At 72.5% G+C, this 22800-nt stretch carries 22 protein-coding genes and 1 tRNA gene; 10 read left to right on the forward strand and 13 right to left on the reverse strand.

Annotated features, from left to right (window positions below):
• The first annotated feature begins 52 nt into the window (after positions 1 to 52).
• From ACP4J3_RS09280 to ACP4J3_RS09315, 8 genes are all read left to right on the forward strand, one after another.
• A complete protein-coding gene (locus tag ACP4J3_RS09280) occupies positions 53 to 1351 on the forward strand; it encodes a lysine N(6)-hydroxylase/L-ornithine N(5)-oxygenase family protein (protein ID WP_426532305.1) in 1299 nt (432 codons plus the stop codon).
• Between the two features lie 55 nt (positions 1352 to 1406).
• Positions 1407 to 1772, forward strand: a complete 366-nt coding sequence (locus tag ACP4J3_RS09285; protein ID WP_426532307.1) for a cupin domain-containing protein — start codon at positions 1407 to 1409, stop codon at positions 1770 to 1772.
• Positions 1773 to 1775: 3 nt separating this feature from the next.
• The gene (locus ACP4J3_RS09290) at positions 1776 to 3404 is read left to right on the forward strand and encodes a class I tRNA ligase family protein (RefSeq protein ID WP_426532309.1); all 1629 of its coding nucleotides are present in this window, start codon (positions 1776 to 1778) and stop codon (positions 3402 to 3404) included.
• Positions 3405 to 3464: 60 nt separating this feature from the next.
• The gene (locus ACP4J3_RS09295) at positions 3465 to 4586 is read left to right on the forward strand and encodes an NAD(P)/FAD-dependent oxidoreductase (protein WP_426532311.1); all 1122 of its coding nucleotides are present in this window, start codon (positions 3465 to 3467) and stop codon (positions 4584 to 4586) included.
• Positions 4587 to 4651: 65 nt separating this feature from the next.
• Entirely contained in the window at positions 4652 to 5908 is a 1257-nt protein-coding gene (locus ACP4J3_RS09300; RefSeq protein WP_426532313.1) for an ATP-grasp domain-containing protein, read from the forward strand.
• A gap of 34 nt (positions 5909 to 5942) precedes the next feature.
• Positions 5943 to 7211 carry an ATP-grasp domain-containing protein gene (locus ACP4J3_RS09305; RefSeq protein WP_426532315.1) on the forward strand — a complete coding sequence of 423 codons (1269 nt, stop codon included), beginning with the start codon at positions 5943 to 5945 and terminating at the stop codon, positions 7209 to 7211.
• A gap of 43 nt (positions 7212 to 7254) precedes the next feature.
• Entirely contained in the window at positions 7255 to 8241 is a 987-nt protein-coding gene (locus ACP4J3_RS09310; RefSeq protein ID WP_426532317.1) for an MmcQ/YjbR family DNA-binding protein, read from the forward strand.
• A 135-nt stretch (positions 8242 to 8376) separates the two neighbouring features.
• Positions 8377 to 9213 carry an isocitrate lyase/phosphoenolpyruvate mutase family protein gene (locus ACP4J3_RS09315; RefSeq protein ID WP_426532319.1) on the forward strand — a complete coding sequence of 279 codons (837 nt, stop codon included), beginning with the start codon at positions 8377 to 8379 and terminating at the stop codon, positions 9211 to 9213.
• Between the two features lie 123 nt (positions 9214 to 9336).
• Here the strand turns inward: ACP4J3_RS09315 and ACP4J3_RS09320 are convergent, their stop codons facing one another.
• Together ACP4J3_RS09320 and ACP4J3_RS09325 are read right to left on the reverse strand one after the other, a co-directional pair.
• Positions 9337 to 11022: a DUF885 domain-containing protein gene (locus ACP4J3_RS09320; protein WP_426532321.1), complete on the reverse strand. Its 1686-nt coding sequence runs from the start codon at positions 11020 to 11022 to the stop codon at positions 9337 to 9339.
• An 85-nt stretch (positions 11023 to 11107) separates the two neighbouring features.
• Positions 11108 to 12499, reverse strand: coding sequence for an NB-ARC domain-containing protein (locus ACP4J3_RS09325; RefSeq protein ID WP_426532323.1), 1392 nt, complete (start codon positions 12497 to 12499; stop codon positions 11108 to 11110).
• A gap of 229 nt (positions 12500 to 12728) precedes the next feature.
• Between ACP4J3_RS09325 and ACP4J3_RS09330 the strand changes: the two genes are divergently transcribed.
• Positions 12729 to 16088, forward strand: a complete 3360-nt coding sequence (locus ACP4J3_RS09330; protein WP_426532325.1) for an AfsR/SARP family transcriptional regulator — start codon at positions 12729 to 12731, stop codon at positions 16086 to 16088.
• 105 nt (positions 16089 to 16193) lie between these two features.
• Here ACP4J3_RS09330 and ACP4J3_RS09335 read toward each other — a convergent pair whose 3' ends face one another.
• The 6 genes from ACP4J3_RS09335 to ACP4J3_RS09360 form a co-directional block, all read right to left on the reverse strand.
• Entirely contained in the window at positions 16194 to 16346 is a 153-nt protein-coding gene (locus tag ACP4J3_RS09335; RefSeq protein WP_426532327.1) for a hypothetical protein, read from the reverse strand.
• 142 nt (positions 16347 to 16488) lie between these two features.
• A complete protein-coding gene (locus ACP4J3_RS09340; RefSeq protein WP_426532329.1) occupies positions 16489 to 17295 on the reverse strand; it encodes a hypothetical protein in 807 nt (268 codons plus the stop codon).
• Between the two features lie 177 nt (positions 17296 to 17472).
• Positions 17473 to 17557, reverse strand: a tRNA-Ser gene (locus ACP4J3_RS09345).
• A gap of 61 nt (positions 17558 to 17618) precedes the next feature.
• Positions 17619 to 18050 (reverse strand): tRNA adenosine(34) deaminase TadA, encoded by a 432-nt coding sequence (tadA, locus tag ACP4J3_RS09350; protein ID WP_426532411.1) that lies wholly within the window; start codon positions 18048 to 18050, stop codon positions 17619 to 17621.
• A gap of 92 nt (positions 18051 to 18142) precedes the next feature.
• On the reverse strand, positions 18143 to 18670 hold the full coding sequence (locus ACP4J3_RS09355; RefSeq protein ID WP_426532412.1) for a hypothetical protein: 528 nt from the start codon (positions 18668 to 18670) through the stop codon (positions 18143 to 18145).
• A 253-nt stretch (positions 18671 to 18923) separates the two neighbouring features.
• Positions 18924 to 19124 carry a hypothetical protein gene (locus tag ACP4J3_RS09360; RefSeq protein WP_426532331.1) on the reverse strand — a complete coding sequence of 67 codons (201 nt, stop codon included), beginning with the start codon at positions 19122 to 19124 and terminating at the stop codon, positions 18924 to 18926.
• Positions 19125 to 19220: 96 nt separating this feature from the next.
• Here ACP4J3_RS09360 and upp point away from each other — a divergent pair, with 96 nt between their 5' ends.
• The gene (gene upp / locus ACP4J3_RS09365) at positions 19221 to 19856 is read left to right on the forward strand and encodes a uracil phosphoribosyltransferase (RefSeq protein WP_426532333.1); all 636 of its coding nucleotides are present in this window, start codon (positions 19221 to 19223) and stop codon (positions 19854 to 19856) included.
• A gap of 127 nt (positions 19857 to 19983) precedes the next feature.
• Here upp and ACP4J3_RS09370 read toward each other — a convergent pair whose 3' ends face one another.
• The 5 genes from ACP4J3_RS09370 to ACP4J3_RS09390 form a co-directional block, all read right to left on the reverse strand.
• Complete coding sequence (locus ACP4J3_RS09370; protein ID WP_426532335.1) at positions 19984 to 20622, reverse strand: LytR C-terminal domain-containing protein; 639 nt, start codon at positions 20620 to 20622, stop codon at positions 19984 to 19986.
• A 109-nt stretch (positions 20623 to 20731) separates the two neighbouring features.
• Complete coding sequence (locus tag ACP4J3_RS09375; protein ID WP_003999914.1) at positions 20732 to 21028, reverse strand: type II toxin-antitoxin system VapB family antitoxin; 297 nt, start codon at positions 21026 to 21028, stop codon at positions 20732 to 20734.
• Between the two features lie 388 nt (positions 21029 to 21416).
• A complete protein-coding gene (locus tag ACP4J3_RS09380) occupies positions 21417 to 21542 on the reverse strand; it encodes a hypothetical protein (protein ID WP_426532337.1) in 126 nt (41 codons plus the stop codon).
• Positions 21543 to 21588: 46 nt separating this feature from the next.
• Positions 21589 to 21912, reverse strand: coding sequence for a hypothetical protein (locus ACP4J3_RS09385; RefSeq protein ID WP_426532339.1), 324 nt, complete (start codon positions 21910 to 21912; stop codon positions 21589 to 21591).
• Positions 21913 to 21998: 86 nt separating this feature from the next.
• Positions 21999 to 22682 (reverse strand): HdeD family acid-resistance protein, encoded by a 684-nt coding sequence (locus tag ACP4J3_RS09390; RefSeq protein WP_426532341.1) that lies wholly within the window; start codon positions 22680 to 22682, stop codon positions 21999 to 22001.
• Positions 22683 to 22800: the final 118 nt, after the last annotated feature.

Raw genomic sequence — 22800 nt, forward strand, 5'->3', positions numbered from 1 at the left:
GCCCGGCTCTCCCGGACTCAGACCGCCGTCCCACCGTCTCTGGAGTCACTTCATGGCACACCGCACAGTCGAACTGCTCGCCATAGGCGCCGGCCCGGCCAACCTCGCACTCGCCGTCGCGCTCGAGGAACTCGCCCCCGAGCTCGCGGAGCAGACCCTCGTTCTCGAGCGGGAGAAGAACGTCGTATGGCAGCGCGGCATGCTGCTGCCCGACGCCCTGAGCCAGGTCTCCTTCCTCAAGGACCTGGTCACGATGCGCAATCCCCGCAGCGAGTTCTCCTTCATCAACTTCCTGCACACACGCGATCGCCTCGACGCCTTCGTCAACCTCGGCAGCTTCGTGCCCTATCGCAGCGAGATATCCGAGTACCTGCAGTGGGTCGCCGATTCGCTGCAGAACGTGCGGGTCGAGTACGGCCACGAGGCCACGGCCATCGCGGATGTGCACAGCGCGGACGGTGAACTCACCGGCTGGACGGTCACGCTGGCCGACGGCGACACCATCGGCTGCCGCTATCTGGTGATCGGCGCCGGCCGCGACGCCCATGTGCCCGCCGTCTTCGACGGGCTGCCGGCCGAGCGAGTCATCCACTCCACCGAGTACACCCAGCGCATCGGCTGCGTACCCACGCACGGCTCGCCGCGGGTCACCGTCGTCGGCGGGGCGCAGAGCGCCGCCGAACTGTTCGGCGCGGCACTGCGGGACCTGCCCGGGTGCCGGCCCACCATGATCATGCGTTCGATCGGCTTGAACGGCTACGAGAGCAGCAAGTTCACCAACGAGCTCTTCTACTCCTCGTTCGTCGACGAGTTCTACGGGGCCTCGCCCGAGGCCCGACACCAGCTCCTGGCGGAGATGCACCGCACCAACTACGGCGGTCTCGCCCCCGCCACCCTGGAGTCGCTGTACCGGCAGTTCTACCAGGACCGGCGCAGCGGACAGGACAGGCTCGGCATGATCACCATGACCGACGTCACCGGGGCCGAGCAGGACGGTGACGAGATCGTGCTCACCCTCACCGACCGCAAGTCGGGTACCAGCAGGGAACTGCGCACCGACCTGGTCCTGCTCGGCACCGGCTTCAGCCGGGAGATGCCGCGCATGGTCAGGATGCTCGGCGACTCGCTCGGCCTGGAGCGCGTGGACGTGACCCGCAACTACCGCCTGGAGCTGGGCCGTCCGGCCACCGGTGCCTGCTATGTGCAGGGCGTGAACGAGAGCACCCACGGCATCGCCGACTCCCTGCTCAGCGTCCTCGCCGCCCGCTCCGCGGAGATCACCAAGGACATCCTCGAACACCGCGCCGGCAGTCCGGCCGGCCGGTACCGGTCCCTCCTCGCCGCCGTCTGAGCCGCCCGCAGGCACGACCACCTCACCGGACCACGCAGAGAGACGACAGCCAGCCATGCTCATCAAGCACCTCGACCGAGACGGCCTCACCCACGAGAACGGCCTGGACGCCCAGCGGCTGCTGCCCTGGGGAGCGCTGAACGCCCCCTTCGAGGGCTCCTGGTGCGTCATACGCCCGGGTACCGCCTCCACCGCCCACGCCCACCACGAGTACGAGATCTTCATCGCCCTGCGGGGCGAGGCGTTCCTGGAGTCGCGCGGCGAGCGGGTTCCGTTCAACGCCGGCGACATCGTGCACTTCCCGCCGCAACACGAGCATCGCGTCGTCAACGAGTCCGACGCCGACTTCGAGATGTACAGCGTCTGGTGGGACGCCGACATGGCCGAGCGCTTCACCGCCCGCCACACCGAGGAGGCCTGAGCCATGACCGAGCGCACCGAGCAGCGGCGCACCGTCATCATCGGCCCGCCCCCCACCCCCAACGGCGACCTGCACGTGGGTCACATAGCGGGGCCGTACATGGCAGCCGACGTGCACACCCGCTTCCTGCGCGCGACCGGCCGGCCGGTGCTCTACACCACCGGCACGGACGACAGCCAGACCTACGTCGTCTCCAGCGCCGCCAAGCTGGGCACCACGCCCGAGGCGCTCGCCGAGAAGTCCTGGCACGACATCCGGGCGACACTCGGTCTGATGGGCATCTCCGTCGACGGCTTCGCCCCCTTCGACGACGGCTACCGCGCCATGGTCCTGGACTTCGTCATGCGACTGCACCGCGCGGGCAAGCTGCGTCTGCGCAGGGTGAAGCTGCCGTACGTCGAGGCCACCGGTGAGTTCCTGATGGAGGGCCTGGTCAGCGGCGGCTGCCCGGTCTGTCTCGCGGTCAGCCGCGGCGGGCTGTGCGAGAGCTGCGGTCACCCCAACAACTTCGCCGAGCTGACCGACCCGCGCTCCACGGTCGACCCGACGGCCGATGTGACCTACCGCGAGACCGAGATCCTGGTGCTGCCCCTGGAGGAGTACCGGGAGCGGCTGACCGCGTTTCACGAGGCCAAGCAGTCCACCTGGCGGCCGCACATCGTGCAGTTGATGCGCGAGCTGCTCGCCCGCCCGCTGCCCGACTTCCCGATCACCTACCCGGCGGGCTGGGGCATTCCCGCCCCGTTCCCGGAGACCGCGGGCCAGGTGCTCAACGCCTGGGCCGAGGGCATGCCGGCCTCGATGTACTGCACGGCCGTCGCCCAACGCGCGCGGGGCGAACAGCCCGCGAGCGACGACGAGTTGTGGCTGGCCGAGAACGACATCCGGCTGGTGTACTTCCTCGGCTTCGACAACGCCTACTTCTGGGGACTGACGCATCTGGCGCTGCTCCTCGCCCACGAGGGCCGCTATGTGGTGCCGGACGCCATCGTCTGCAACGAGTTCTACGAGCTGGAGAACGAGAAGTTCTCCACCAGCAAGGGCCACGTCGTGTGGACCCGCGACCTGGTCCGCGAGGCGCCGCGCGACTTGGTGCGCTTCTACCTCGCGCTGACCGCGCCCGAGCACGCCCGCACCAACTTCTCCCGGGCCGCCTTGGAGAAGATCACCGGCGAGCGTCTGGTCGAACCGTGGAACCGGCTGGCGCAGTTGCTCGGCAAGGCGGTGGCCGAACTCGGCGTGCAGCGCGAAGAGCTGGCCGTATCGGTGGCGGCGAACGCCCGCCGGGCCGCGATCGCCGAGAGGTTCGCCGCCGGTTACGAGCTCACCGGGTACAGCCTCAGCCGCACCGCCGATCTGATCCCGCTGCACATCGAGCGGCTGCTCGGCCGGGCTGAGGCCCTGCTCGACGGACCGGCCCCAGCGGACCGCGAGGCCTGTGCCGCCGCGCTCGGCGATCTCTTCGCCGAGCTGCGCACGCTGCTCGCGGCGGCCTCGCCGATCCTCATCGACCTCGCCGAACGGGTGCGGGCGGAGGGCGGGTTCGACGGCACTTTCACGCTCGTGCCCGACGAGACCACGATCAGGCCGTTCATCGTCCCGGAGCTCGGCCGTGCGGCCGCGGAGAGCTGAGCGGCGTCGGCGGCCCCGCACGACAACGACCAGGGAATCGACCAGGGAGGGCGATGCGCGATGCGCGTCATCGTGGTGGGCGGTGGTGTGATCGCCCTGCTGACCGCCGTGGAGTGCGTCCTCGGCGGACACCGGGTCACGGTCCTCGACCAGGGGCCCATCCCGCACAGCCGGGCCACCTCTTTCGACCAGCACCGGATCATCCGGGCCCTGCACCCGGCCGATCCGCTCGCCACCGCGGCGGCGCTGCGCGCCCACCGCCGCTGGATCGAACTCGAGGAGCTCTTCGCCACCCGCTTCTACGAGCGGGTCGGCGCGCTCACCGTACTCCCGCCCGCCGCGGCGGACACGGGCGCCGCCCTCCTCACCGACGCCGGCGGCCGGGCCCGGACAGTGACCGCGAGCGCGCTCGCCGACCGCTATCCGCACCTGAAGCTCGACGGCTCCCTCAGCGCCGTCCTGGAGGACGAGGCCGGGGTGCTGCTCGCCGATCGGGTGCTCGCCGCCTCCGCCGGTTGGCTCAAGTGGCAGCCCGGCACCCGGCTCGTCGAGCGCCGGCCCGCCGTCGCCGTGGACGGGCAGCGCGGGCAGGTGCGCCTCGCGGACGGACAGGTGCTCGACGGGGACGGCGTGCTGGTCGCAGTCGGCCCGTGGTCGCGCCGACTGCTTCCGGAGCGGGTCGGGAAACTGCTCACCCTGCACCGCCAGTCGCTGCTGTATTGCAGGGTGCCCCGCGGGCAGGCCGAGGCCTGGGCGGCCACCCCCGCCGTCCCGGCTCTCGGCAGCCGGCGAGGCGCCTGGCTCGTCCCGCCGGTGGCGGGGACCGCGCTCAAGCTGAGCTCGGCTGCCGTCTGCCGCGAGGCGGACGAGCTCACCGATCACCTCACGCCGCAGGACTGGCAGCGGGAGCTGGAGAACGAGTTCGGCAACCTGCTGCCGGGCTTCGGCCCGGACTGGGTCCTCGGCAGCAAGGACTGCTATTACCTGTCGTTCACCGAGACCGGCGGTCCGCTGGTGGCCGCCCTCGGCGGCTCGGGCCACGCGTACGCCGCCTGCGGCGGTACGTCCTTCAAGTTCGCCCCGCTCATCGCCCGTTCCCTGGCCGCGCGGATCACCGGCGCCACCCCCGACCCGACCGGGTTCGCAGCACTGGACGACACACCCCTGGACGCCGCCGGGTGACCCTGCTCCCCACCCTCCTCCCACTCGTCACCCGCCACGCCCGAACAGCCGAAAGGACGCATGCCATGAAACTCCTGGCGATCGAAGCCCGGCAGAACGCCACCTACTACGTCTCCCGCTACGAGCAGATCGCCGCCCTCGGCGCCGACCTGTACGTCCTCAACGGCGAGGGCACCGAGGACTTCTGGCCCGCTGACCGCTACCGCGTGGTCGGCTCCCGCGCCATCGACACCCTGATCGCCGCGGCCAAGCAGTGGCATGCCGAGGAACGCTTCGAGGGTGTGTTCGCCTTCTCCGAGTCCGCCGTGCTCGCGGTCGCCGCGGTCGCCGAGGCGCTCGGACTGCCCGGCATCGGCGTGGAGGCCGCCCGGGCGAGCCGCAACAAGCTGCTGATGCGTCAGGCGCACGAGCGAGGCGGGGCCGCCCATCCCTCTTTCCGCTTCGTCATCGACGAGGCGGAAGCCCTCGCCGCCGCCGAGGAGTTCGGCTACCCCGTCATCGTCAAGCCGACCCTGGGCGCCGCCTCCAACTACGTCTTCCGGGCCGACGACGCGGACGAACTGCGCGAGCGCTACACCCAGGCCGCGGCCGGCCTGACCGAGCTGACCTGGTATGCCATGGAGGCCGATGGCCTCGACCTAGGCCCGCACGGGCTGCTCGTCGAATCCTTCCTCGACGGGGACGAGTTCCTCATCGAGGCACTGGCCTGGGACGACGACGTCTACCTCGGCTCGATCGTGGACCGGGTGACCGCCGAGGGCGACACCTTCGACGACGATGTGCACCACGCGCCGACCGCGCTCAGCCCGCAGCAGGTCGAGGCCGTCCACGCGGTGGTCGCGGCGGGTGCGCGCGCCCAGGGCCTGACCCGCAGCGTCATGCATGCCGAGGTGCGCTTCCACGAGGGCCGTCCGCACCTGGTGGAGATCGCCGTACGGCCCGGCGGTGGCGGCCTGGACCACATGGCGCGCATCTCCGCGGGCTACGATCCGATCGCCGCGGTCGCCGACGTGGCGCGCGGGGTCCGCCCCAAGGTCGAGCCCTACCGGCCCACCGGGGTCCACACGGCAGCCATGTGTCTGCTGCCGCCGTCCTCCGGACGCGTCGAGCGTCTGCGTGTCCCGGACGATGTCGCCGACCGCGACGACCTGTTCTTCCTCAAGGTCACGGCGAAGCCCGGCGACCTCGTGCGCCGCCCGCCGGAGGGCAACAGCATTCTCGGCTTCCTCGGGGTGACGGGCACTTCCTTCGAGGAAGCGATGTCCACCGCGAACGAACTCGCCGGCCGGATCGAGGCCGAGCTGATCGCCCCGGACGCCTGACGCCCGCCCGACCAGCCACCCCGAGGAGAGTGACATGACCGAACGTCCCGTGATCATGGTGGGCTTCGTGCCCGTGGCGGTGACCTCGCTCGCCCAGTTCCAGCCCGAGGGCTCCGTGATCGTCGTCGACGAGCCCGACGTGATCCGCAAGCGCGAGCTGCGGCCGAAGGCCGACGAGGCCCCCGTCGTACGGGAGCTGATCGCCTGGGAGTACCAACTCGCCGGCGCCGCCGACGAGTTCTACAACACACATCCCGACCTCGACCCGGTCGCGATCGCCCCGCTGCAGGAGTACGCCACGCCGTTCGCGGCCCGGCTCGCCGAGCGCTACGGCCTGCCGGGCGGCGGCTTCGGGGCGGTGCGGATCCTGCGCGACAAGGCCCTTCTGCGCAAGGTCAGCCGGGCCGCCGGCATCCTCAACCCCGAGTCGGTCGAGGTGACAGGGCCGGACGAGGTCCGTGCGTTCATGGCGGAGCACCCCGGCCCCGCCGTGCTCAAGCCGGCCAACCGGCAGGCCGCCGTCGGCACCCGGATCCTCGGCTCCGCCGACGAGATCGACCAGGCCTGGGCGGAGTGCACCGCGATGGACGAGGGCCTGATGGTGCCCGACCGCGGCTTCGAGCTGCGGATGCTCGTCGAACGGTGTGTACGGGGCCCGGAGTACAGCGTGGAACTGCTCGTGGAGCGGGGCCGGGTGCTGTTCGGCAACGTGACCGGCAAGGACCTCTACCCGGGGGACCGTCCGGTCGAGCTCGGCCACCTGGTGCCCGCCGACATCCCCGGCGAGCTCGACGTGCTGCTGCGCGCCGAGACCGACCGCCTGCTGCGGGCTGTCGGGTTCGGGACGGGCATCACCCACTGCGAGTGGATCGTCGAGGACGGGCGCCCCCATCTCGTCGAGTGCGCGGGCCGCTTCCCCGGGGACGGCATCGTGGACCTGATCGACCGCGCGTACCGGATCGATCTCGTACGTGCCTTCTGGACCCTCATGAAGGGCGAGCCGCTGCCCGGGCCGCTGCCCGAGCGGGCGCCGGGCGCCGCCGCCATCCGTTTCCTGCACACCGGATCGGGCGTCGTCGAATCCGTCTCAGGCGTCGAGGAGGCCCGCGAACTGCCCGGTGTCTCCGTCTGCTCGGTGACCGTGGAGACCGGCGCGCAGGTGAACGAGCTGCGCAGCTCCTGGGACCGGATCGGCTCGGTGGTGACCGAGGCGGACACCGGTCCCGAGGCCCGCGACACCGCCGAGCGCGCCCTTCGGACCGTGGATGTGAAGGTGCGTCCGGCGGACCGGCGGCCCGCGTAGCGTGGCCCGCGGTCGGGGAGATCACTGGAAGGGGAGGCCGGACATGGCCACCGTCGAGGACGTGCGGCGACTGGCGCTGACACTGCCGCGCACCGAGGAGCATCTGATCCGGGACCGGGTGAAGTTCCGCATCGGCAGGACCGTCTATCTCGCACTGTCCCGTGACGAGACCAGGCTGGGCTTCGCCTTCCCCAAGGAGGAGCGCGCGGCCCTGGTGGCCGCCGAGCCCGCGAAGTTCTCCCTGCCGCGCGCCTGCGACCTGCGCTACAACTGGGCCCAGGCCTCGCTCGCCGCGCTGGACCTGCCCGAGCTGACGGAGCTGGTCACCGAGGCGTGGCGGATGTGTGTCCCCGCGAAGGTCGCCCGCGCCCACCTCGGCCCCGACCCGGAGCCGCCCCCGGCCCCGCGCCTGGCCCGGCTGCGCGCCTCGGCCGAGGTGTTCAACGGATTCCGGGGAGTCGACCGCGGCTGGCTGCGGTTGCGTGAGCTGACCGCGCCCGGCATCGATCTCGCCGACCCGGTCCACCGCGACGTCCTGCATCGCTGGCTCAACTCATGGGGCTGCCGGCTTCCCTACCCACGCGAGGGCGAGCCGTATCTGCTCGGCGACGCACTCGCCGCCTGGACTGAGCGGCACTCGCTGCCCCGCACTCCGCTGGCCGAGCTGGACGACGCCGGCGTCGACGCCGTGGCCCGCGCGTACGGAGAGCTGGCCGCGCTGGTGGTCAAGGCTCCCCCGCGGGGGCGCACGCTGGGGCCGACGGCGGCCGCGAAGGCGCTGTACGCACTGAGCCCGGACACCGTCATGCCCTGGGACGCGGCCATCGCCACCGAGCTCTACGGCGCCCGGGACGCCGCCGCCTTCGCCCGCCATCTGCGTACCGGCCGGGCCTGGGCGCGGGCCGTTCTCACCGAGAGCGGCCAGGACGCCGACGCCCTCGTCGCGGAGCTCGGCCGCCCCGCCGTCACACTCCCCAAGGTCCTCGACGAACACCTGTACGTGACGATCACCCACCGCCCGGCCGGGTAGGCCGAGTTGTCCGAATACCGACTGTCCGTCTGTGGCCCGTGTGACGATCCCCACGGTCGTCGAACCGAGCCACCCGATCCCCCCCGAATCGCGGCGAAAGCTGCGAGCAGGCACTCGCGAAAGGCATCGAGAACCATGTCAGTTGACCAGAGCACCAAGGACAAGGCACAGCGCCTGCGCGGCCTCGGCACGGAGGCCGTGCTCGTCCTGCCCAACGCCTGGGACGCGGGCAGCGCCGCTGTGATCGCGGCCGCGGGCGCCCCGGCCATCGCCACGACCAGCGGTGGCGTCGCGTGGTCCCTAGGCAAGGGGGACGGAGAGCAGGCGAGCCGGGAGGAGATGCTCGCGGCCGCCGCGCGGATCGCCGCCACCGTCGACGTACCGGTCACGGTGGATGTCGAGGGCGGGTACGGCGCGGCTCCGGCCGAGGTCGCCAAGACCGTCACGGCGGTGGTCGCGGCCGGCGCGGCCGGCATCAACCTGGAGGACTCCAAGGCCGTGGGCGGCCCTCTGTTCACTGCTGCGGAGCAGGCGGACCGGATCGCCGCGGCGCGGGCGGCCGCGACCGAGGCGGGGCTGCCCGAGCTGGTGATCAACGCCCGTACGGACGTCTACGTGTTCGGCATCGGCGAGGAGTCCGGACGCCTGGAGGACGTTCTGGCCCGCGCGGCGGCGTACGCCGAGGCGGGCGCCGACGGCATCTTCGTGCCCGGCCTGCTCGACCTGGCGGTGCTCGGCGAGCTGGCAGGGCGCTCTCCGCTGCCGGTGAACGCCATGGCGGGACCGGGCGGGCCGAGCGTGGCGGAGCTGGCGAAGGCCGGCGTGCGCAGGGTGAGCGTGGGCACCGGCGTCGCCCAGGCCGCGTACACGGCGGCCCGGCGGGCCACGCTCGAGCTCCTCGGTGCCGGCACCTACGAGGAGCTGGACGGCTCACTCGACTTCTTCCAGATGGACGGCCTGTTCAGCGACTGAGCCCGAGGGGCCGCCCGGGATGCCTCACCGCGTCCGGTCGTGCGGGTCGTGCACCGGCCGACCGGACTCCCGGACCCCAGGGGTGCGGGGCGCGTCGCGCTCGGTCCGCTGGGTCACCGCGGTTCAGCGCGCGGCCGTCCAGCGCGCGACCACCTGGTCCAGGACGTCGAGCGGCAGGGCGCCGCCGCCGAGCACCAGGTCGTGGAAAGCGCGCAGGTCGAATGCGGAACCCAGCTCCCGCGCCGCCCGCGTCCGCAGCCGCTGGATCTCCAAGCGGCCCGTCATGTAGGAGAGGGCCTGCCCGGGCCACTCGATGTAGCGGTCCGTCTCGTTCTGGATCTCCACTTCGGCGAGGATGGTGTGCGCCTGCAGAAACGCCACGGCTCGCTCCCGGCTCCAGCCGAAGTGGTGCAGCCCGGTGTCGACGACGAGGCGCGCGGCCCGGAGCGAGTCCATCGCGAGCATGCCCAACTGGGCGAGCGGCCCGGAGTACAGGCCCATCTCGTCGGCGAGCCGTTCCGCGTACAGACCCCAGCCCTCGATGTAGGCGTTGATCCACGCGATGCGGCGCAGGCGCGGCAGCCAGGTCAGTTCCTGGGCCAGGGAGAGCTGGACGTGGTGCCCGGGCACGGCCTCGTGGAAGGCGGTCGCCTCGGCGAGCACCCTGGAACGCTCCGTCGCCCGGTCCGTGTTCGCATGGTAGGTTCCCGGCCGCGAACCATCCAGGGCGGCCGGCATGTACCAGGCCTGCGGCGCGCCCGGCACCTCCTTGCCGTCCAGGACGCAAGGGGCCGCGGGCAGTCGCCCGAACCGCCGTGGCGCGGCCAGCTCGGCGAGCGTGATCGACTTACGGGCGGCGGCAAGCATCTCGGCCGCGCCGCTCCAGCGCAACGCGGCGTCCCCGCTCAGGCGTTCGCGTACCTCCGCCGCGGTGGGCGCACCACCGAAGGCCTGGCCGCCGACGCGCGCGTACTCCTCCTCCAGGTGGGCGAGGAGGTCCAGCCCGGTGTCGTGCAGCTCCTTCGGGGAGCGGTCGGTGGTGGTGTGGACGCGGGCGAGGGTGGCGTAGTGCTCCTCGCCGTCGGGCAGATGGCACAGACCCGGGCGCTCCTGCGGGCGTCCGCGCGGGGCGAGTTCGGTGTCCAGTACATCGCGGTAGGCGGCGAACGCCGGACGCACCAGCTCGTCGATCAGCCTGTCCCGCTCGGCATGACGGCCCGCGGCCAGCGGCACCGCGCGCAGCGGATCGCCCGCGGGGTCCGCGAGGTAGGCATCGAGCCGGGCGACGGCGGTGCGGACCCGCTCGGCGACGGGCAGCCTGCCCGCGCGCAGGCCGTCCCGGTGACGCCGGGCGGCCTCGGTCAGATAGGCGGGGACGGCCGCGAGCCGGTCGAGGTGACCGCGCTCCTGCTCCTCGCCGGCCGGGCGCACTTCGGGCAGGGAGCCGAGCAGCCGGCCGAGCGGTGAGTTCTGGTAGTCGGCGACGGTGTGCTCGATCAGCCTGGTGCCGAGCCGGTCGGCGACCGCGCCCGCCTGCTGGACCACCACCGCCCGGGTGATCTCCTCGGTGGCATCCGCGACCGGCGCGCGCTGGGCCTGCTCGGCGAGCCGCAGCGCCCGCTCCCGCAGGGCGACCCGCGCCTCCTCGGAGGGGTCCGCGAGCCGTCCGAGGGTCTCGGGGCAGCCGTCGAGCGCGTCGTCGAGCGGGTCCTCGGCGGCGATGACGCCCACGGCCTCCTCGGCGAGAGCTCCGACGGGTGAGGCCGATGCCGGCTCGCGGGCGGACGTGGTGGCGGGGGGCAGGGTCATGCTCGGGGTCTCCTGTCGTGGGGTGGGCCGGCGTAGCCGCCGGGGCCGGTTGGGTTGGCTCGGCGTGGGAGGAGACGCACGCGCCTCACGCTGTTCGGGCCGGCTCGGTGAGGGACGCGCTCGCCATCGGGTCCGACTGGGACAGGACGAACTCGCGTACCAGGGGCGGTAGTCCGTACTGGCCGGGTACGTCGGTCCGCTCCAGCACGCCGCTGTCGACCAGGGACTCGAGCAGGTCCTCGACCGGCTCCGCCACAGGTTCGAGGGAGCGTGCGAGCGCGGTCACGGACTCGTACGCCACCGTGTCCACCGACGGCCGAAGCTTTGCCCCCGCGAACTGGCGCAGCACGAGCCGGGCCCACGGGGTGAGGCGCCGGTAGACGTCCTCGAGTCGCTCGGTCAGGCTCTCGTCCCCGACGCGCAGCCGTGCCAACGGTCCGTCCCCGTCGATCAGTTCGGCGACGGCCTCGTCCAGCCGGGCCTCGGGCCGCGCAGCCAGCTTCCGTCCCGCGAGGTTGAGCGCGAGCGGCAGATCGCCGCAGGCCTCGGCGAGCGCGAGGCCGGCGCGGGGGGCGGCGCGGAGCCGCTCGCCGCCGATCACGTCGGCGAGCAGTGCCATCGACCCGTCCCGGTCGAGCACGGGCAGTCTCAGCCGACGCACGCCGTCCAGGCCGAGCAGCCGCCCCCGGGCGGTGAGGACGATCCTGCTGTGGGGCGTGGCGGCGAGCAACTCGCGCACCTGGCGTTCGTGGCGTACACCGTCGAACACCACGAGCAGGCGCCGCTCGTGCAACAGCGAGCGGTACAGCCCGACGCGCTGGACGGGATCGTCCGGGACGTGCTCCTGCGCGACTCCGAGGGCGCGCAGCACGCCGCCGGCGATTCCCGCCGCGTCCTTGCGCCCGTCGGCGGCCGGTTCGAGATTGACGTACAGCTGTCCGTCCGACAGGCCGACCGCCAGTTCGCGGGCGAGTCGCAGCGCGAACGCCGACTTGCCCACGCCGACCTGCCCGTGGATCACCAGCGGCGCGGCGGTGGCGGTGCCGAGCGCGGTCAGCACCCGCGCCTGCCGGAGCCGCTCGTCCCGCCCGGCCAGCGGTCGTCGTTCCATCGGCAACTGGGCGGGCGTCGGCAGCACCGCGCGCGCCACGGCCCGCAATCGAGTCTCCCGCACCCGGTGCACGGGCTGGGCGGCCGGGCGGCGGCCGTCGTCGTGGTGGCGTGCCGCCTCGCGCCAGCGCCGCTCCCAGGTGGCCCGGTCCCCGCCGCAGGCCTCGGCGAAGGCGAGTGCCACTTGGAGGGTCGGAAGCCGATGGCCGGCCGCCGCGTCCGAAAGCACCGACGCGGAGAACAAGGCCCGCTTCGCCAGCTCGCGGTAACTGGGGGAGCCCGCCATGACCCGGAGTCGGCGCAGCTCCCGGGCGAAGACGGTGGCCGGTCCGGCGTCCGGTGCCAGGGGTTTCTCCGGTCTGCCCACGGTCATGCTCCTCGGGGGTCGGTGGCGGTGTGCCTCGGCCCTGCCGTGCACCGCCGTCTCCTTCCTGCCCCCGCAGCGTCCGGTGGCCCGTTACCGATCCCGTCCCGCTGCGGTACCACGTCCGCCGCCCCGTTTCGTTGCGCCGCGTACCGTTCGTACGGCTGTGCGTTTATGCTCTCGCTGGCCGAGACGTGACGGGGCGTTCGGCAACACGGGGTTGGGGGACCGCATGGCAATGACCGACGCGGAGAAGGACAGGAGCGATCGTTCGGGGGGCGCCGTCGGCGACCCCCATCAGACGGGGACGGCTCGCTGGGCGCCGGGCACCAACGGCGCCCGGGAGCACCCCGCCCCCTCGCCGACCGGCCTGTCCTTCCTGCTGCTCGGCCCGCTCGAGGGCTGGTCGGACGGGCGCCGGCTGCGGTTCGGCGGGGCCATCAAGGAACGTGTCCTCGCCATGCTGCTGCTCGAACCCGACCGGGTCGTTCCGGTCTCCCGGCTGGTGGAGGCGGCCTGGGACGAGGATCCGCCGGCCACCGCCTGCCATCAGGTCCGCAAGGCGGTGACCGATCTGCGCCGCCGCATTCCCGGCGGCAGCGAAGTGATCGTCACCGACGGCCCCGGCTACCGGGCCGTGCTCGCCGGTGCCCGGCTCGACCTGCTGGAGTTCGGCGCTCATCTGGCCACGGCCCGCCGGGCCGTGGCCGAGGACCGCCGCGCCGACGCCGTACGGGAACTGGGCGCGGCGCTCGCCCTGTGGCGCGGAAGCATCCTGTCCGGCACCGGCGGGCCCGTGATCGAGGCGGCCGCCGAGGTCCTGGAGGAACGCCGGCTCATCGCCGCGGAGCAGCTCTTGGAGATACGGCTCGCCCTCGGCGAGGCCACCGGTCTTGTCGCCGATCTGCGCGACCTGGTCGCGGCACATCCGCTGAGGGAGACCTTGCGCGGCCAGTTGATGCTCGCCCTGTACCGCTCGGGCCGCCAGGCCGAGGCGCTGGAGGAGTACGGCCGGGTCCGCACCCTGCTCGTGGAGGAGTTGGGGGTCGACCCGGGTCCGCGCCTGGCACAACTGTACGAGGACATCCTGCGCGACAGCCCGAATCTGTACCCGGCCCCCGCAGAACCGTCCCTGCAGGTGACGCGGGCGCCGACCGGGACGTCCGGGCAGGAAGCCGTCACGCACGCAGTCGGCCCCACCGGGCAGGCGGCCGTATCACCCGCCGGGGGCAGGGAGGCGCCCACCACGGCTGCTGACGGGTCCACGCCGGCGGCGGGCCCCGTGGGGCCCGCCGCCAAGACCTCGCCCGGCTTCGCCGTCCCGACCGCCCCGCCCCGCGCCGGATCCTCCGACCCCATGACCTCGCCCGCCGCTTCGCCCGCCCGCCCGGAGCCGCCCTGCACCCTGCCGTACGACCTGGCCGACTTCACGGGCCGCCGCGAGGAACTCGCCAGGATCATCGAGCTGGCCACGGCGCCGGGCGGGGAACACGGGGCCAGGATCGTCGCCGTCGACGGCATGGGCGGCGCGGGCAAGACCTCGCTGGCCGTGCGGGCCGCACATCAGCTCGCCGCAGACTATCCGGACGGTCAGTTCCACTTCGATCTACGGGGCTTCACACCCGGCGAGGAGCCCATACAGCCGGAGAACGCGCTCGATGTGCTGCTGCGGATGCTCGGCACCCCGGGCGAGTCCATCCCACAGGATCTGCAGAGCCGTGCCGCCTTGTGGCGCTCCTCGCTTGCGGGGCGGCGGATCCTGCTGCTGCTCGACAACGCCGCCGACGTCGCCCAGTTGCGTCCGCTGCTCGCCCCGGCGCCCGGCTGTCTGGTACTGATCACCAGCAGGGCCCGGCTGGTGGACCTGGACGGGGCCGCGTGGCTCTCGCTCGGCCTGCTGCCCTCCGACGACAGTGCGGAGCTCGTGGCCGCGACACTCGGCGCAGACCGGGTCGCCGCCGAGCCCGAGGCGGCCGCCGAACTCGCCGAACGCTGCGGCCATCTGCCGCTCGCCCTGCGCATCGCCACCGCCCGGCTGCGCAACCGGCCCCGCTGGACGCTGTCCTACCTGGTCGACCGGCTGCGCGACGAGACCCGCCGGATGGTCGAGCTGACGTCCGGCGAGCGCGGGGTGGCGGCCACGTTGCGCCTGTCGTACCTGGCCATGTCCGGGCGGCACCGGACCGCGTTCCGGCTGCTGGCCGTCCACCCGGGCGGAAGGATCGACACGCACGCCGCGGCGGCCCTTCTCGGCCTGGACCCCTTCGAGGCGGAGGACGTCCTGGAGCATCTCCTGGACGTGCACCTGCTTCAGCAGCCCGACATAGGCTTGTACACCTTCCATGACCTGGTCCGCAGTTTCGCTCGGGAGCTGACCACCTCGCAGGAGGAGACCGCTGCCGTCACGGAGCGGCTGCTCGGGTACTACGTCGCCGCCACCGATGCCGCCTGCCAGGCCCTCTTCCCGGGCCGGGGGCAGCGCACCACAGGGCTCGCCGAGTACGAGGGCGGACTGCCGCCGCTGGACGACCGGGACGCGGCACGGCGCTGGTTCGCCCGGGAGCGCGACGGGCTGCTCACGGCGACGGCCCTGGCCTTCCGCCACGGCCTGGACCGGCATGCGACCGTACTGGCCCGGAATTTGATCTTCTATCTCAACGCCATGGGCGATCTGGCCGAGTACGGGGACGTCGCGCGGACCGCGGCCGAGGCCGCCCGGCGCACCGGTGACCCCTGGCTGCTCAGCAACGCCCTGTCCAACCTGGGTGTGGCGTGCTGGAAGCTCGGCCTTTTCGAGGAGGGCATCGAGGCGGTGACCGAGGCCCGCGACCTCGCCGTCCAGGTCGGCAACCGGGCCACGGAGGCGCACGCCGAGAGCGTACTCGGCACGCTGCACGCGACGCGCGCCCGCCATGAGCTGGCGCTGCCCCACCTGCGGCGCTCACTCGCCCTCGCCGGCGAACTCGGCACCATGCGCAACCAGGCCGACATCCTGTGCACTCTCAGCACGGCCTACGAGGCGCTGGGCCGCTACACCGAGGCGGCAGCGGCCGCGCAGGAGGCCGCCGAGATCTCCCGGCGGCTCGGTTACCTCAACAACGAAGTCGTGTCCCTGACGGACCTCGCCTTCGCCCAGGTCGGCCTGGACGACCACACCGCCGCCGATGACACCCTCGCGCGGGCCCGGGCCATGTGCGACGAGACCTCCCCGGCCGGGGACGTCGCCCTGCTGCTCGCCCTGTCCTCCCGGGTCGCCCAGGAACTCGGCGACACCGCCGCCGGACACGATTTCGCCCGCCGCGCACTCGACCTGGCCGCCGAGACCGACGCCCCCCTGCGCCGGGCCAAGACGCAGAACATCGTCGCCCGCTTCCACTTCCACGCCGGGGAGTACGAGACGGCGCGCGCCCTGCACGAGCGGGCCCGCGGGAGCGCGGCGGCGGTCTGTCTGCCGGTGGAGGAGTGGCATGCGCTGTCCGGGCTCGCCGACGCGGCACTGGCGCTCGGTGACGCGGCGACGGCCGCCCACCGCGAGGCCGCCGAGGAGTTGCTCACTCACCTGGCCATGGCCCGTCCGCCACGGAAGCGCTGAGCGGCGCCGGTGACGACCCGGAAAGCGACAGGGAAGCGCGACCCGTGGAACGACACGTGCCCCGCCCGGGCTTCGGGCGGGGCACGTGTCGTCCGGCGGGAGACGTCAGGGCTGCGGGGAGTGCGGGCTGGCCTCGTCGGCGAGCACCTGGTGCGAGGCCGCTCCTGCTCCGGCCCGGGCCTCGACGATCGCCCCCAGCCCGAGCACGAGAGCCAGTGCCGCGCAGGTCCCGATCAGTCTCGCTGCCTTGCTGCGCATAATCCCGTCCCCTGTTGGTAGTGCGGTGGCGGCCGTGCTGTCCGCTCTCGACATCGGCGATGCTCGTGGGGGCGGTTCCCGGAACGGTCCCTTCTCGTTACCGCGTGCGACGCAGGGGGCTGGGAGGGGACCGGGAACGCCGTCAGACCCAGCCGTCGGCACAGCCGGCGATCCGCGGCCCGTCGCGGGTGAGCACGGTGTCGATGCGCAGCACACCGGTCATGAACCCCGCCAGATCGAGCAACTCGCGCACGCAGGAACGGATCCCCGGGATCTCGTCCGCCGGGGAGTGCTCCCTTTGCCGGTGGTCCTCTCGGCGCACCGCGCCCGGCGTTTCCCGGCGTTCCACACCCACCACGTGGTGCATGCCGCCCAGCGACAGGGTCTCCACCCGGAACAGCGGTCCCACGAGCAGTTCCTCGACCACATGCGTGCCGCTTCCGGCCTGCCGTGTCCAGGCGGCGAGCTCCGCACGGTCTCGTACGACGGCCGTGTCCGCCCGACGCGCCCGCGAACCGCCGGGCTTGATGGCGACGGGCAGCCCGAACCGTTCGGCCACGGTGCAGACCGCCGCGACAGAGCCGGCCTCCTCGGCGCGTACCGGCGGGTGCATCCCCTCGCGCAGCAGCCGCCGCAGCGACGCGGGGCCCGTCAGCCGGTCCTCGACGGGGTCACGCCACCACAATTCCGGCCGCTCCCGCCGCACCCGCCGTACGACGGCCCGTACGGCGCCGTCGGCACCCGGTCCGCAGAGGATCTGCCCGATGCCGTACCGCCGTACCAGGAGCGTCACCAGGCGGTACAGCTCACCGTCCGCCGCCGCTGCCGGGTTCCCGACGAGCACCCGTTCTGTGCGCATGCCCTGAGGCAGCCACCCGTGGGGATGCTGTACCACCCACAGGTCGAATCCGGCGGTCACGGCCGCCCGCACGAGTTCGTCATCGGGCATCGCCAACAGCATCCGTTCCGCAACGCTCGCCACGGCTTCTCTCTCTGCCGATCCGACACGAACGCCGCAAAGATCCCGCCGCCCCTTCCCGTTCACCTCCTGTGCCGTTCCCGGTCGCGTGCGCACATGCGAAACACCCCCTGAACCGCGTTTCCACAGTTCGGGGGGTGTTGTCAGCGGTAGCGGAGGGATTTGAACCCTCGGTGACTTGCGCCACACTCGCTTTCGAGGCGAGCTCCTTCGGCCGCTCGGACACGCTACCGAGGGAGACCTTACAGCACGCCGGGCCCTGCTTTGAAATCGGTATTCGCGCGGCGGCCGGCTCAGCGGGACCGGAAGAAGTCCGTCAGGATCCGGGCGCAGTCCTCGGCGAGCACGCCCTCGATCACCTCGGGCCGGTGGTTGAGCCGCCGGTCGCGCACGACGTCCCAGAGGGAGCCCGCCGCGCCGGCCTTCTCGTCCCGGGCGCCGTAGACGACCCGGTCCACCCGGGACTGCACGAGCGCGCCCGCGCACATCGTGCAGGGCTCCAGCGTGACGACGAGCGTGCAGCCCGACAGCCGCCATTCGCCGACCTCGGCGGCGGCCCTGCGGATCGCCAGCACCTCGGCGTGCGCGGTCGGATCGCCGGTCGCCTCGCGCTCGTTGTGGCCGGCGCCGAGCACGGTCGTACCGTCCGGGGACAGCACGACGGCGCCGACGGGGACGTCCCCGCCCCGGACGGCCAGTTCGGCCTCGTCCAGGGCGAGCCGCATCGCAGCCCGCCAGCGGTCGCGTACGGGGTCGGGCGCCGAGGGTGCCGGGGGTACCGGGGGCACCTCGGGCGTCGACCCCTGTTCGAACGAGGTCAGCGGACGGTCTCCAGCACCTCCGAGGCACCCAGCGCCTCGGCGATCGAGCTGAGGGCGTCCTCGGCGTCCAGGGCCTTCAGCTCCTTCTCGCTGACGCCGAGGTCGTCGAGGATCTCGCTGTCGCCGACGGGGCTGTGCGGGACCGCCTCGGCGGCGCCGTCCTCGTCCTCGTCGGAGTCGCCGTCCGGCTCCTCCGTGCCGTCGAGGTCCAGGGAGTCCAGGTCGGCGCCGTCGTCGCCGGGCTCCCTTCCGAGCAGTTCGTCGGTCAGGAGGATCTCGCCGTAGCTGCTGCGGGCGGCTGCGGCGGCGTCCGAGACGTAGATACGAGGGTCGTCCTCGCCGTCGACGCGGACGACGCCGAACCACGCGTCCTCCTGCTCGATCAGTACGAGAACCGTGTCCTCGTCACCCGAGGCCTCCCGGGCCAGGTCGGCGAGGTCCGACAGGGTCTCCACATCGTCGAGCTCTGTGTCGCTCGCTTCCCACCCGTCTTCGGTGCGCGCGAGCAGTGCGGCGAAGTACACCGTGACTCTCCCACTGGTCATAGGCGTGCCGGTTGGGGGTCCCCCCGGCGGAGGTTGGGGGTGGGACGGCTTGGGGTCCGAGCCCCACCCACTCGGAATCGTGGCAGAAACAAGGCCTTCAGGGGACGTCTTCGGCTCCCTGTGTCCGGCAGTTTTGATCGCCACGTGCGGATCGTACGCGGCTTTTCCGGGTGGCCACGCACCCCCGTGGCTCCAACGCGTCCGAAGGGAGGGATCTTCCCCGCGACTCGCTCTACCAGCGGAACGTTCGCATGCGCATCGCGTGCCGCAGGCGGGCGGCCTTGGCGCGGCGCGGCTGGACGCGGTCCCGCAGTTCGCGGGCCTCGGCGAGCTCCCGCAGGAACTGGGCGCGGCGGCGACGGCGCGCGGCGTCGGTGTCCTCCTGTGCGTCCGCGTCCTGTATGGGATCCGCCGGCGACTCAGGATTCGGCATAGGCTCACCACCCCCGGTACGTCCTTCCCACTTTCCCTCCGATGGGGGGTTTGATGCCAGCGCAAGAGGGATGCGAGCCCGGTTACTGTTGTGGACATGCGTCTCCACGTCGTCGACCACCCCCTGGTCGCCCACAAGCTCACCACGCTGCGCGACCAGCGCACCGACTCCGCGACCTTCCGTCGGCTGGCCGACGAACTGGTCACCCTGCTCGCCTACGAGGCCACGCGGGACGTGCGCACCGAGGCGATCGACATCCGGACGCCGGTCGCCGGGACGACCGGCGTCAAGCTCTCCCGCCCCCGCCCGCTGGTGGTGCCGATCCTGCGCGCCGGGCTGGGCATGCTGGACGGCATGGTCCGGCTGCTGCCGACCGCCGAGGTGGGCTTCCTGGGCATGATCCGCAACGAGGAGACGCTGCAGGCGTCCACCTACGCCACGCGGATGCCGGAGGACCTCTCCGGGCGGCAGGTGTACGTCCTGGACCCGATGCTGGCCACGGGTGGCACGCTGGTCGCGGCGATCCAGGAGCTGATCAAGCGGGGCGCCGACGATGTGACCGCGGTGGTGCTGCTCGCCGCGCCGGAGGGTGTGGAGCTGATGGAGCGGGAGTTGGCGGGGACGCCGGTGACGGTGGTGACGGCCGCGGTGGATGACCATCTGAATGAGATGGGGTACATCGTGCCGGGGCTCGGGGATGCGGGGGATCGCCTTTACGGGGCGGCTGAGTAGGGCGGGTTTGTTCGCCTATTCGCCGTAGGGGTGCGGGTGTATTTGCGGCTGCCGGGTTCGTTTGTGGCTGGTCGCGCCCACGCGGCGGAGCCGCAAATCGACACAGCCCCGCGCCCCTGAGGGGGTTTCAGCAACCCTTCTCTGAAGTCGGCGTCGGCTTCGGCTCAGACAGCGCGGCCAGCGCCTTGTCGGCCGCTGGCTTCTTCGTGAGGTCCTTGAAGGCGTCGCCGATGATCAGGTCGACCGATGCGCCCTTGCGGGTGGCCTCGGTACGGCGTTCGGCCGAGGTGAGCTGGGTGGCCAGGACCGGCAGTGAGGTGTTCAGGGACGAGGCCGGGCCGAGCAGTATGCCGGTGCCCTTGATCTTCTTGTCGTACTCCTCGGTCGCGTTGCCCACCTCGCCGATCTTGAAGCCGCGCTTCTTCAGTTCGTCCGCGGTCTTCTTGGCGAGCCCGCTGCGGGTCGTCGCGTTGAGCACGTTGACGGTGATGCCGCCCGGCTTGGGCAGGGGCGCGGTCGCGCTGGGCGACGGGGTCGCCCTGGTCCCGCAGTCGGACTTGGCGCCGGCTGCCGAGGCCTCTCCGCCGCCGCCCGTGAAGACGTCGATGAGCTGCAGCGTGCCCCAGCCGAGCATGCCGAGTGCGCCCAGGGAGACGACGCCGAGGGCGGCGAGCCTGCCGCGCCGCCGACGCGGCCGCATTCGCGGGTACTTGTCCCCCTTGATCCGGTACTGGCCGCCCATGCCGGAGGGAGTCAGCATGCTCATGAGCGCAGCGTAGTGCGCCCGGGCGGCAATGCCTACTAGATGATCATTCGAGGATGAGAGGACCAACCCGAAAGGGGCAACCACCGACGCCGGTCGCGTCGGGCCCGGGTCAGTCCAGTTCCAGGACTCTCGCGTGGAGCACTTGGCGCTGCTGGAGCGCCGCGCGCACCGCGCGGTGGAGGCCGTCCTCCAGATACAGGTCGCCCTGCCACTTCACGACATGCGCGAAGAGGTCGCCGTAGAACGTCGAGTCCTCGGCGAGCAGGGTTTCCAGATCGAGCTGGCCCTTGGTCGTCACGAGCTGATCGAGGCGGACCGGGCGCGGCGCGACGTCCGCCCACTGCCGGGTGCTTTCCCGGCCGTGGTCGGGGTACGGCCGGCCGTTTCCGATGCGCTTGAAGATCACACGGAAAGCCTACCGGTCAAGACCTTCCGGGCGCAGCCATGGCGGCGGAGTGCGACGCTGGAAAAGATCCGTCAAACCTGGACGAACCGGCAAACGTCCAGGGAATGACGGCCGGATTCGAAGCAGGAACGGAAGCCGGAACGGGCTCGAACGGAAGCCGAGGTGTCCGGCCATCGGCCGAATCGAAGGCGCTGCGCGCCTTCACGCCGGACGAGCAGAAGGTGCTCAGGGCGACGGTGAGGGTGCCGGTGCGGCAGGTCGGGTGGGGCGCAGGTCGGGTGGGAAGTCAGACGGGCGGTGTGGTGGGAAGTCAGACGGGCGGTGTTCGGTGCGGTGCGGTGCGGCGGAGGCGGTGCCCCGGTCAGAGCCCGCCTCCGCCGCGGGCGCGTCAGCCGCGCCGCCCTTCCTTCGGGGACGGCTGCGGCTCGCTCTTCTTCACCTGCGGTTTCGGCGCGTTGCGTACGGCCTCGGCGCGCACCAGGGCGCGCAGCACGGCGTAGGGGTCGCTGGGCATGACTGTGCTCCTTGTGTCGTACTGACGGACCTCGTCGCGGGGTCTGTCAGCAGCGCAGGACCACGGTGCGCAGCAGGTGCGGGACGTACGGCGGGGGCGGCGCGCAGTGAGAAGGGCGCGTCGGTGTGCCGGCCGGGGCCGGTCTTCGCGGCGGGCCCGCGGGACGCCGTCGTACGGTGCTGCGCCGGTCGGCGCGGGCCGGTGGCCGCAGCGCGGTGTCGAGGACGTCGTGCTCGGCGACCTCCAAGGCGCCGGCCGCCACGGGCAGGGCGTGCGCCTGGGTGTGTGCGCCCGGGACCAGCAGGGCGAGCAGCAGCACGAGCACCCGCAGCCAGGTGTGGCTGCGCGAGCGGCGTCGTGCGGTACTCACGGAAGGTCATCTCCCCGGCGGCCGTACGGCCTTCATCCGGTACGGGGTGAGATCCGCCCGCACGGCGTAGGGATGGGCGGCGCTTATCACAACGTCCGCGGGATTGGACGGACCCGCCTCCGGATGCGCAGGGCGGTGACGATCTCGACGCCGCCGACCGCGATCAGCCAGCAGCCGCCGAGCAGCGTCAGCACGGTGACCGACTCGACCGGGGAGACGATCAGCACGATGCCGCCGGCGAAGGTGACGAGGCCGAGGAGGATCTGCCAGCCGCGGGCCGGCATGGACTCGTCGGAGGCGGCGGCCAGGGTGTGGGTGATGCCGCGCACGAGCCAGCCGATGCCGATCCACAGGGCGAGCAGCAGCACCGACCGCATGGGGGCGCGGAAGCAGAACAGGCCGAGCAGGATCGACAGGGCGCCGCTGACGAAGGCCAGCACCCGCAGCGAGGTCGTCCGGTGCGTGCCGAAGGCGGCGACGAGCTGGAACACGCCGCTGATCAGGAGGTAGAGCCCGAAGAGGATGCCGGAGGCGAGGAGCGTGGCGCCGGGCCAGGCCAGGACCAGGACCCCCAGGAGCAGCGAGCCGACGCCGGTGGCCAGCACGATCTGCCAGGCGGCGCGGGAGAGGGAGTGCAGCGGCCCCTCGAGGGGCGGCTCGGGCTCATGGGGCGCCCCCGGTGGCCCAGGAGGCCCTGGCACATGCCCGGAGTGCACGCGACGGTCGTCGTAGTCCCGCTCCCACGGGGATCCACTCGGCGCCTCGGTCATGCTCCATGCTGTGAACGACCCGGCGGGGACCGCCATTCGGGACGGGCCACTCGAATGACGGCGGGGCGCGGGGGCCCGAGGGCGGCGCGGCGTCGTGTCTCCGCCGGTGTCTTCTACC

The sequence above is a fragment of the Streptomyces sp. UG1 genome (assembly GCF_049974585.1).
Lineage (GTDB): Bacteria > Actinomycetota > Actinomycetes > Streptomycetales > Streptomycetaceae > Streptomyces.

Excerpts from the sequence above, each read along its gene's own strand:
- ACP4J3_RS09340 (WP_426532329.1), bottom strand. The coding sequence starts at position 17,295 with ATGCCCGATGACGAACTCGTGCGGGCGGCCGTGACCGCCGGATTCGAC.
- ACP4J3_RS09335 (WP_426532327.1), bottom strand. The coding sequence starts at position 16,346 with ATGCGCAGCAAGGCAGCGAGACTGATCGGGACCTGCGCGGCACTGGCT.
- ACP4J3_RS09280 (WP_426532305.1), top strand. The coding sequence starts at position 53 with ATGGCACACCGCACAGTCGAACTGCTCGCCATAGGCGCCGGCCCGGCC.
- ACP4J3_RS09310 (WP_426532317.1), top strand. The coding sequence starts at position 7,255 with ATGGCCACCGTCGAGGACGTGCGGCGACTGGCGCTGACACTGCCGCGC.
- ACP4J3_RS09360 (WP_426532331.1), bottom strand. The coding sequence starts at position 19,124 with ATGCCGAATCCTGAGTCGCCGGCGGATCCCATACAGGACGCGGACGCA.
- ACP4J3_RS09305 (WP_426532315.1), top strand. The coding sequence starts at position 5,943 with ATGACCGAACGTCCCGTGATCATGGTGGGCTTCGTGCCCGTGGCGGTG.
- tadA (WP_426532411.1), bottom strand. The coding sequence starts at position 18,050 with ATGCGGCTCGCCCTGGACGAGGCCGAACTGGCCGTCCGGGGCGGGGAC.
- ACP4J3_RS09380 (WP_426532337.1), bottom strand. The coding sequence starts at position 21,542 with ATGCCCAGCGACCCCTACGCCGTGCTGCGCGCCCTGGTGCGCGCCGAG.
- ACP4J3_RS09290 (WP_426532309.1), top strand. The coding sequence starts at position 1,776 with ATGACCGAGCGCACCGAGCAGCGGCGCACCGTCATCATCGGCCCGCCC.
- ACP4J3_RS09320 (WP_426532321.1), bottom strand. The coding sequence starts at position 11,022 with ATGACCCTGCCCCCCGCCACCACGTCCGCCCGCGAGCCGGCATCGGCC.
- ACP4J3_RS09330 (WP_426532325.1), top strand. The coding sequence starts at position 12,729 with ATGGCAATGACCGACGCGGAGAAGGACAGGAGCGATCGTTCGGGGGGC.
- ACP4J3_RS09370 (WP_426532335.1), bottom strand. The coding sequence starts at position 20,622 with ATGAGCATGCTGACTCCCTCCGGCATGGGCGGCCAGTACCGGATCAAG.
- ACP4J3_RS09300 (WP_426532313.1), top strand. The coding sequence starts at position 4,652 with ATGAAACTCCTGGCGATCGAAGCCCGGCAGAACGCCACCTACTACGTC.
- ACP4J3_RS09285 (WP_426532307.1), top strand. The coding sequence starts at position 1,407 with ATGCTCATCAAGCACCTCGACCGAGACGGCCTCACCCACGAGAACGGC.
- ACP4J3_RS09295 (WP_426532311.1), top strand. The coding sequence starts at position 3,465 with ATGCGCGTCATCGTGGTGGGCGGTGGTGTGATCGCCCTGCTGACCGCC.
- ACP4J3_RS09390 (WP_426532341.1), bottom strand. The coding sequence starts at position 22,682 with ATGACCGAGGCGCCGAGTGGATCCCCGTGGGAGCGGGACTACGACGAC.
- ACP4J3_RS09315 (WP_426532319.1), top strand. The coding sequence starts at position 8,377 with ATGTCAGTTGACCAGAGCACCAAGGACAAGGCACAGCGCCTGCGCGGC.
- upp (WP_426532333.1), top strand. The coding sequence starts at position 19,221 with ATGCGTCTCCACGTCGTCGACCACCCCCTGGTCGCCCACAAGCTCACC.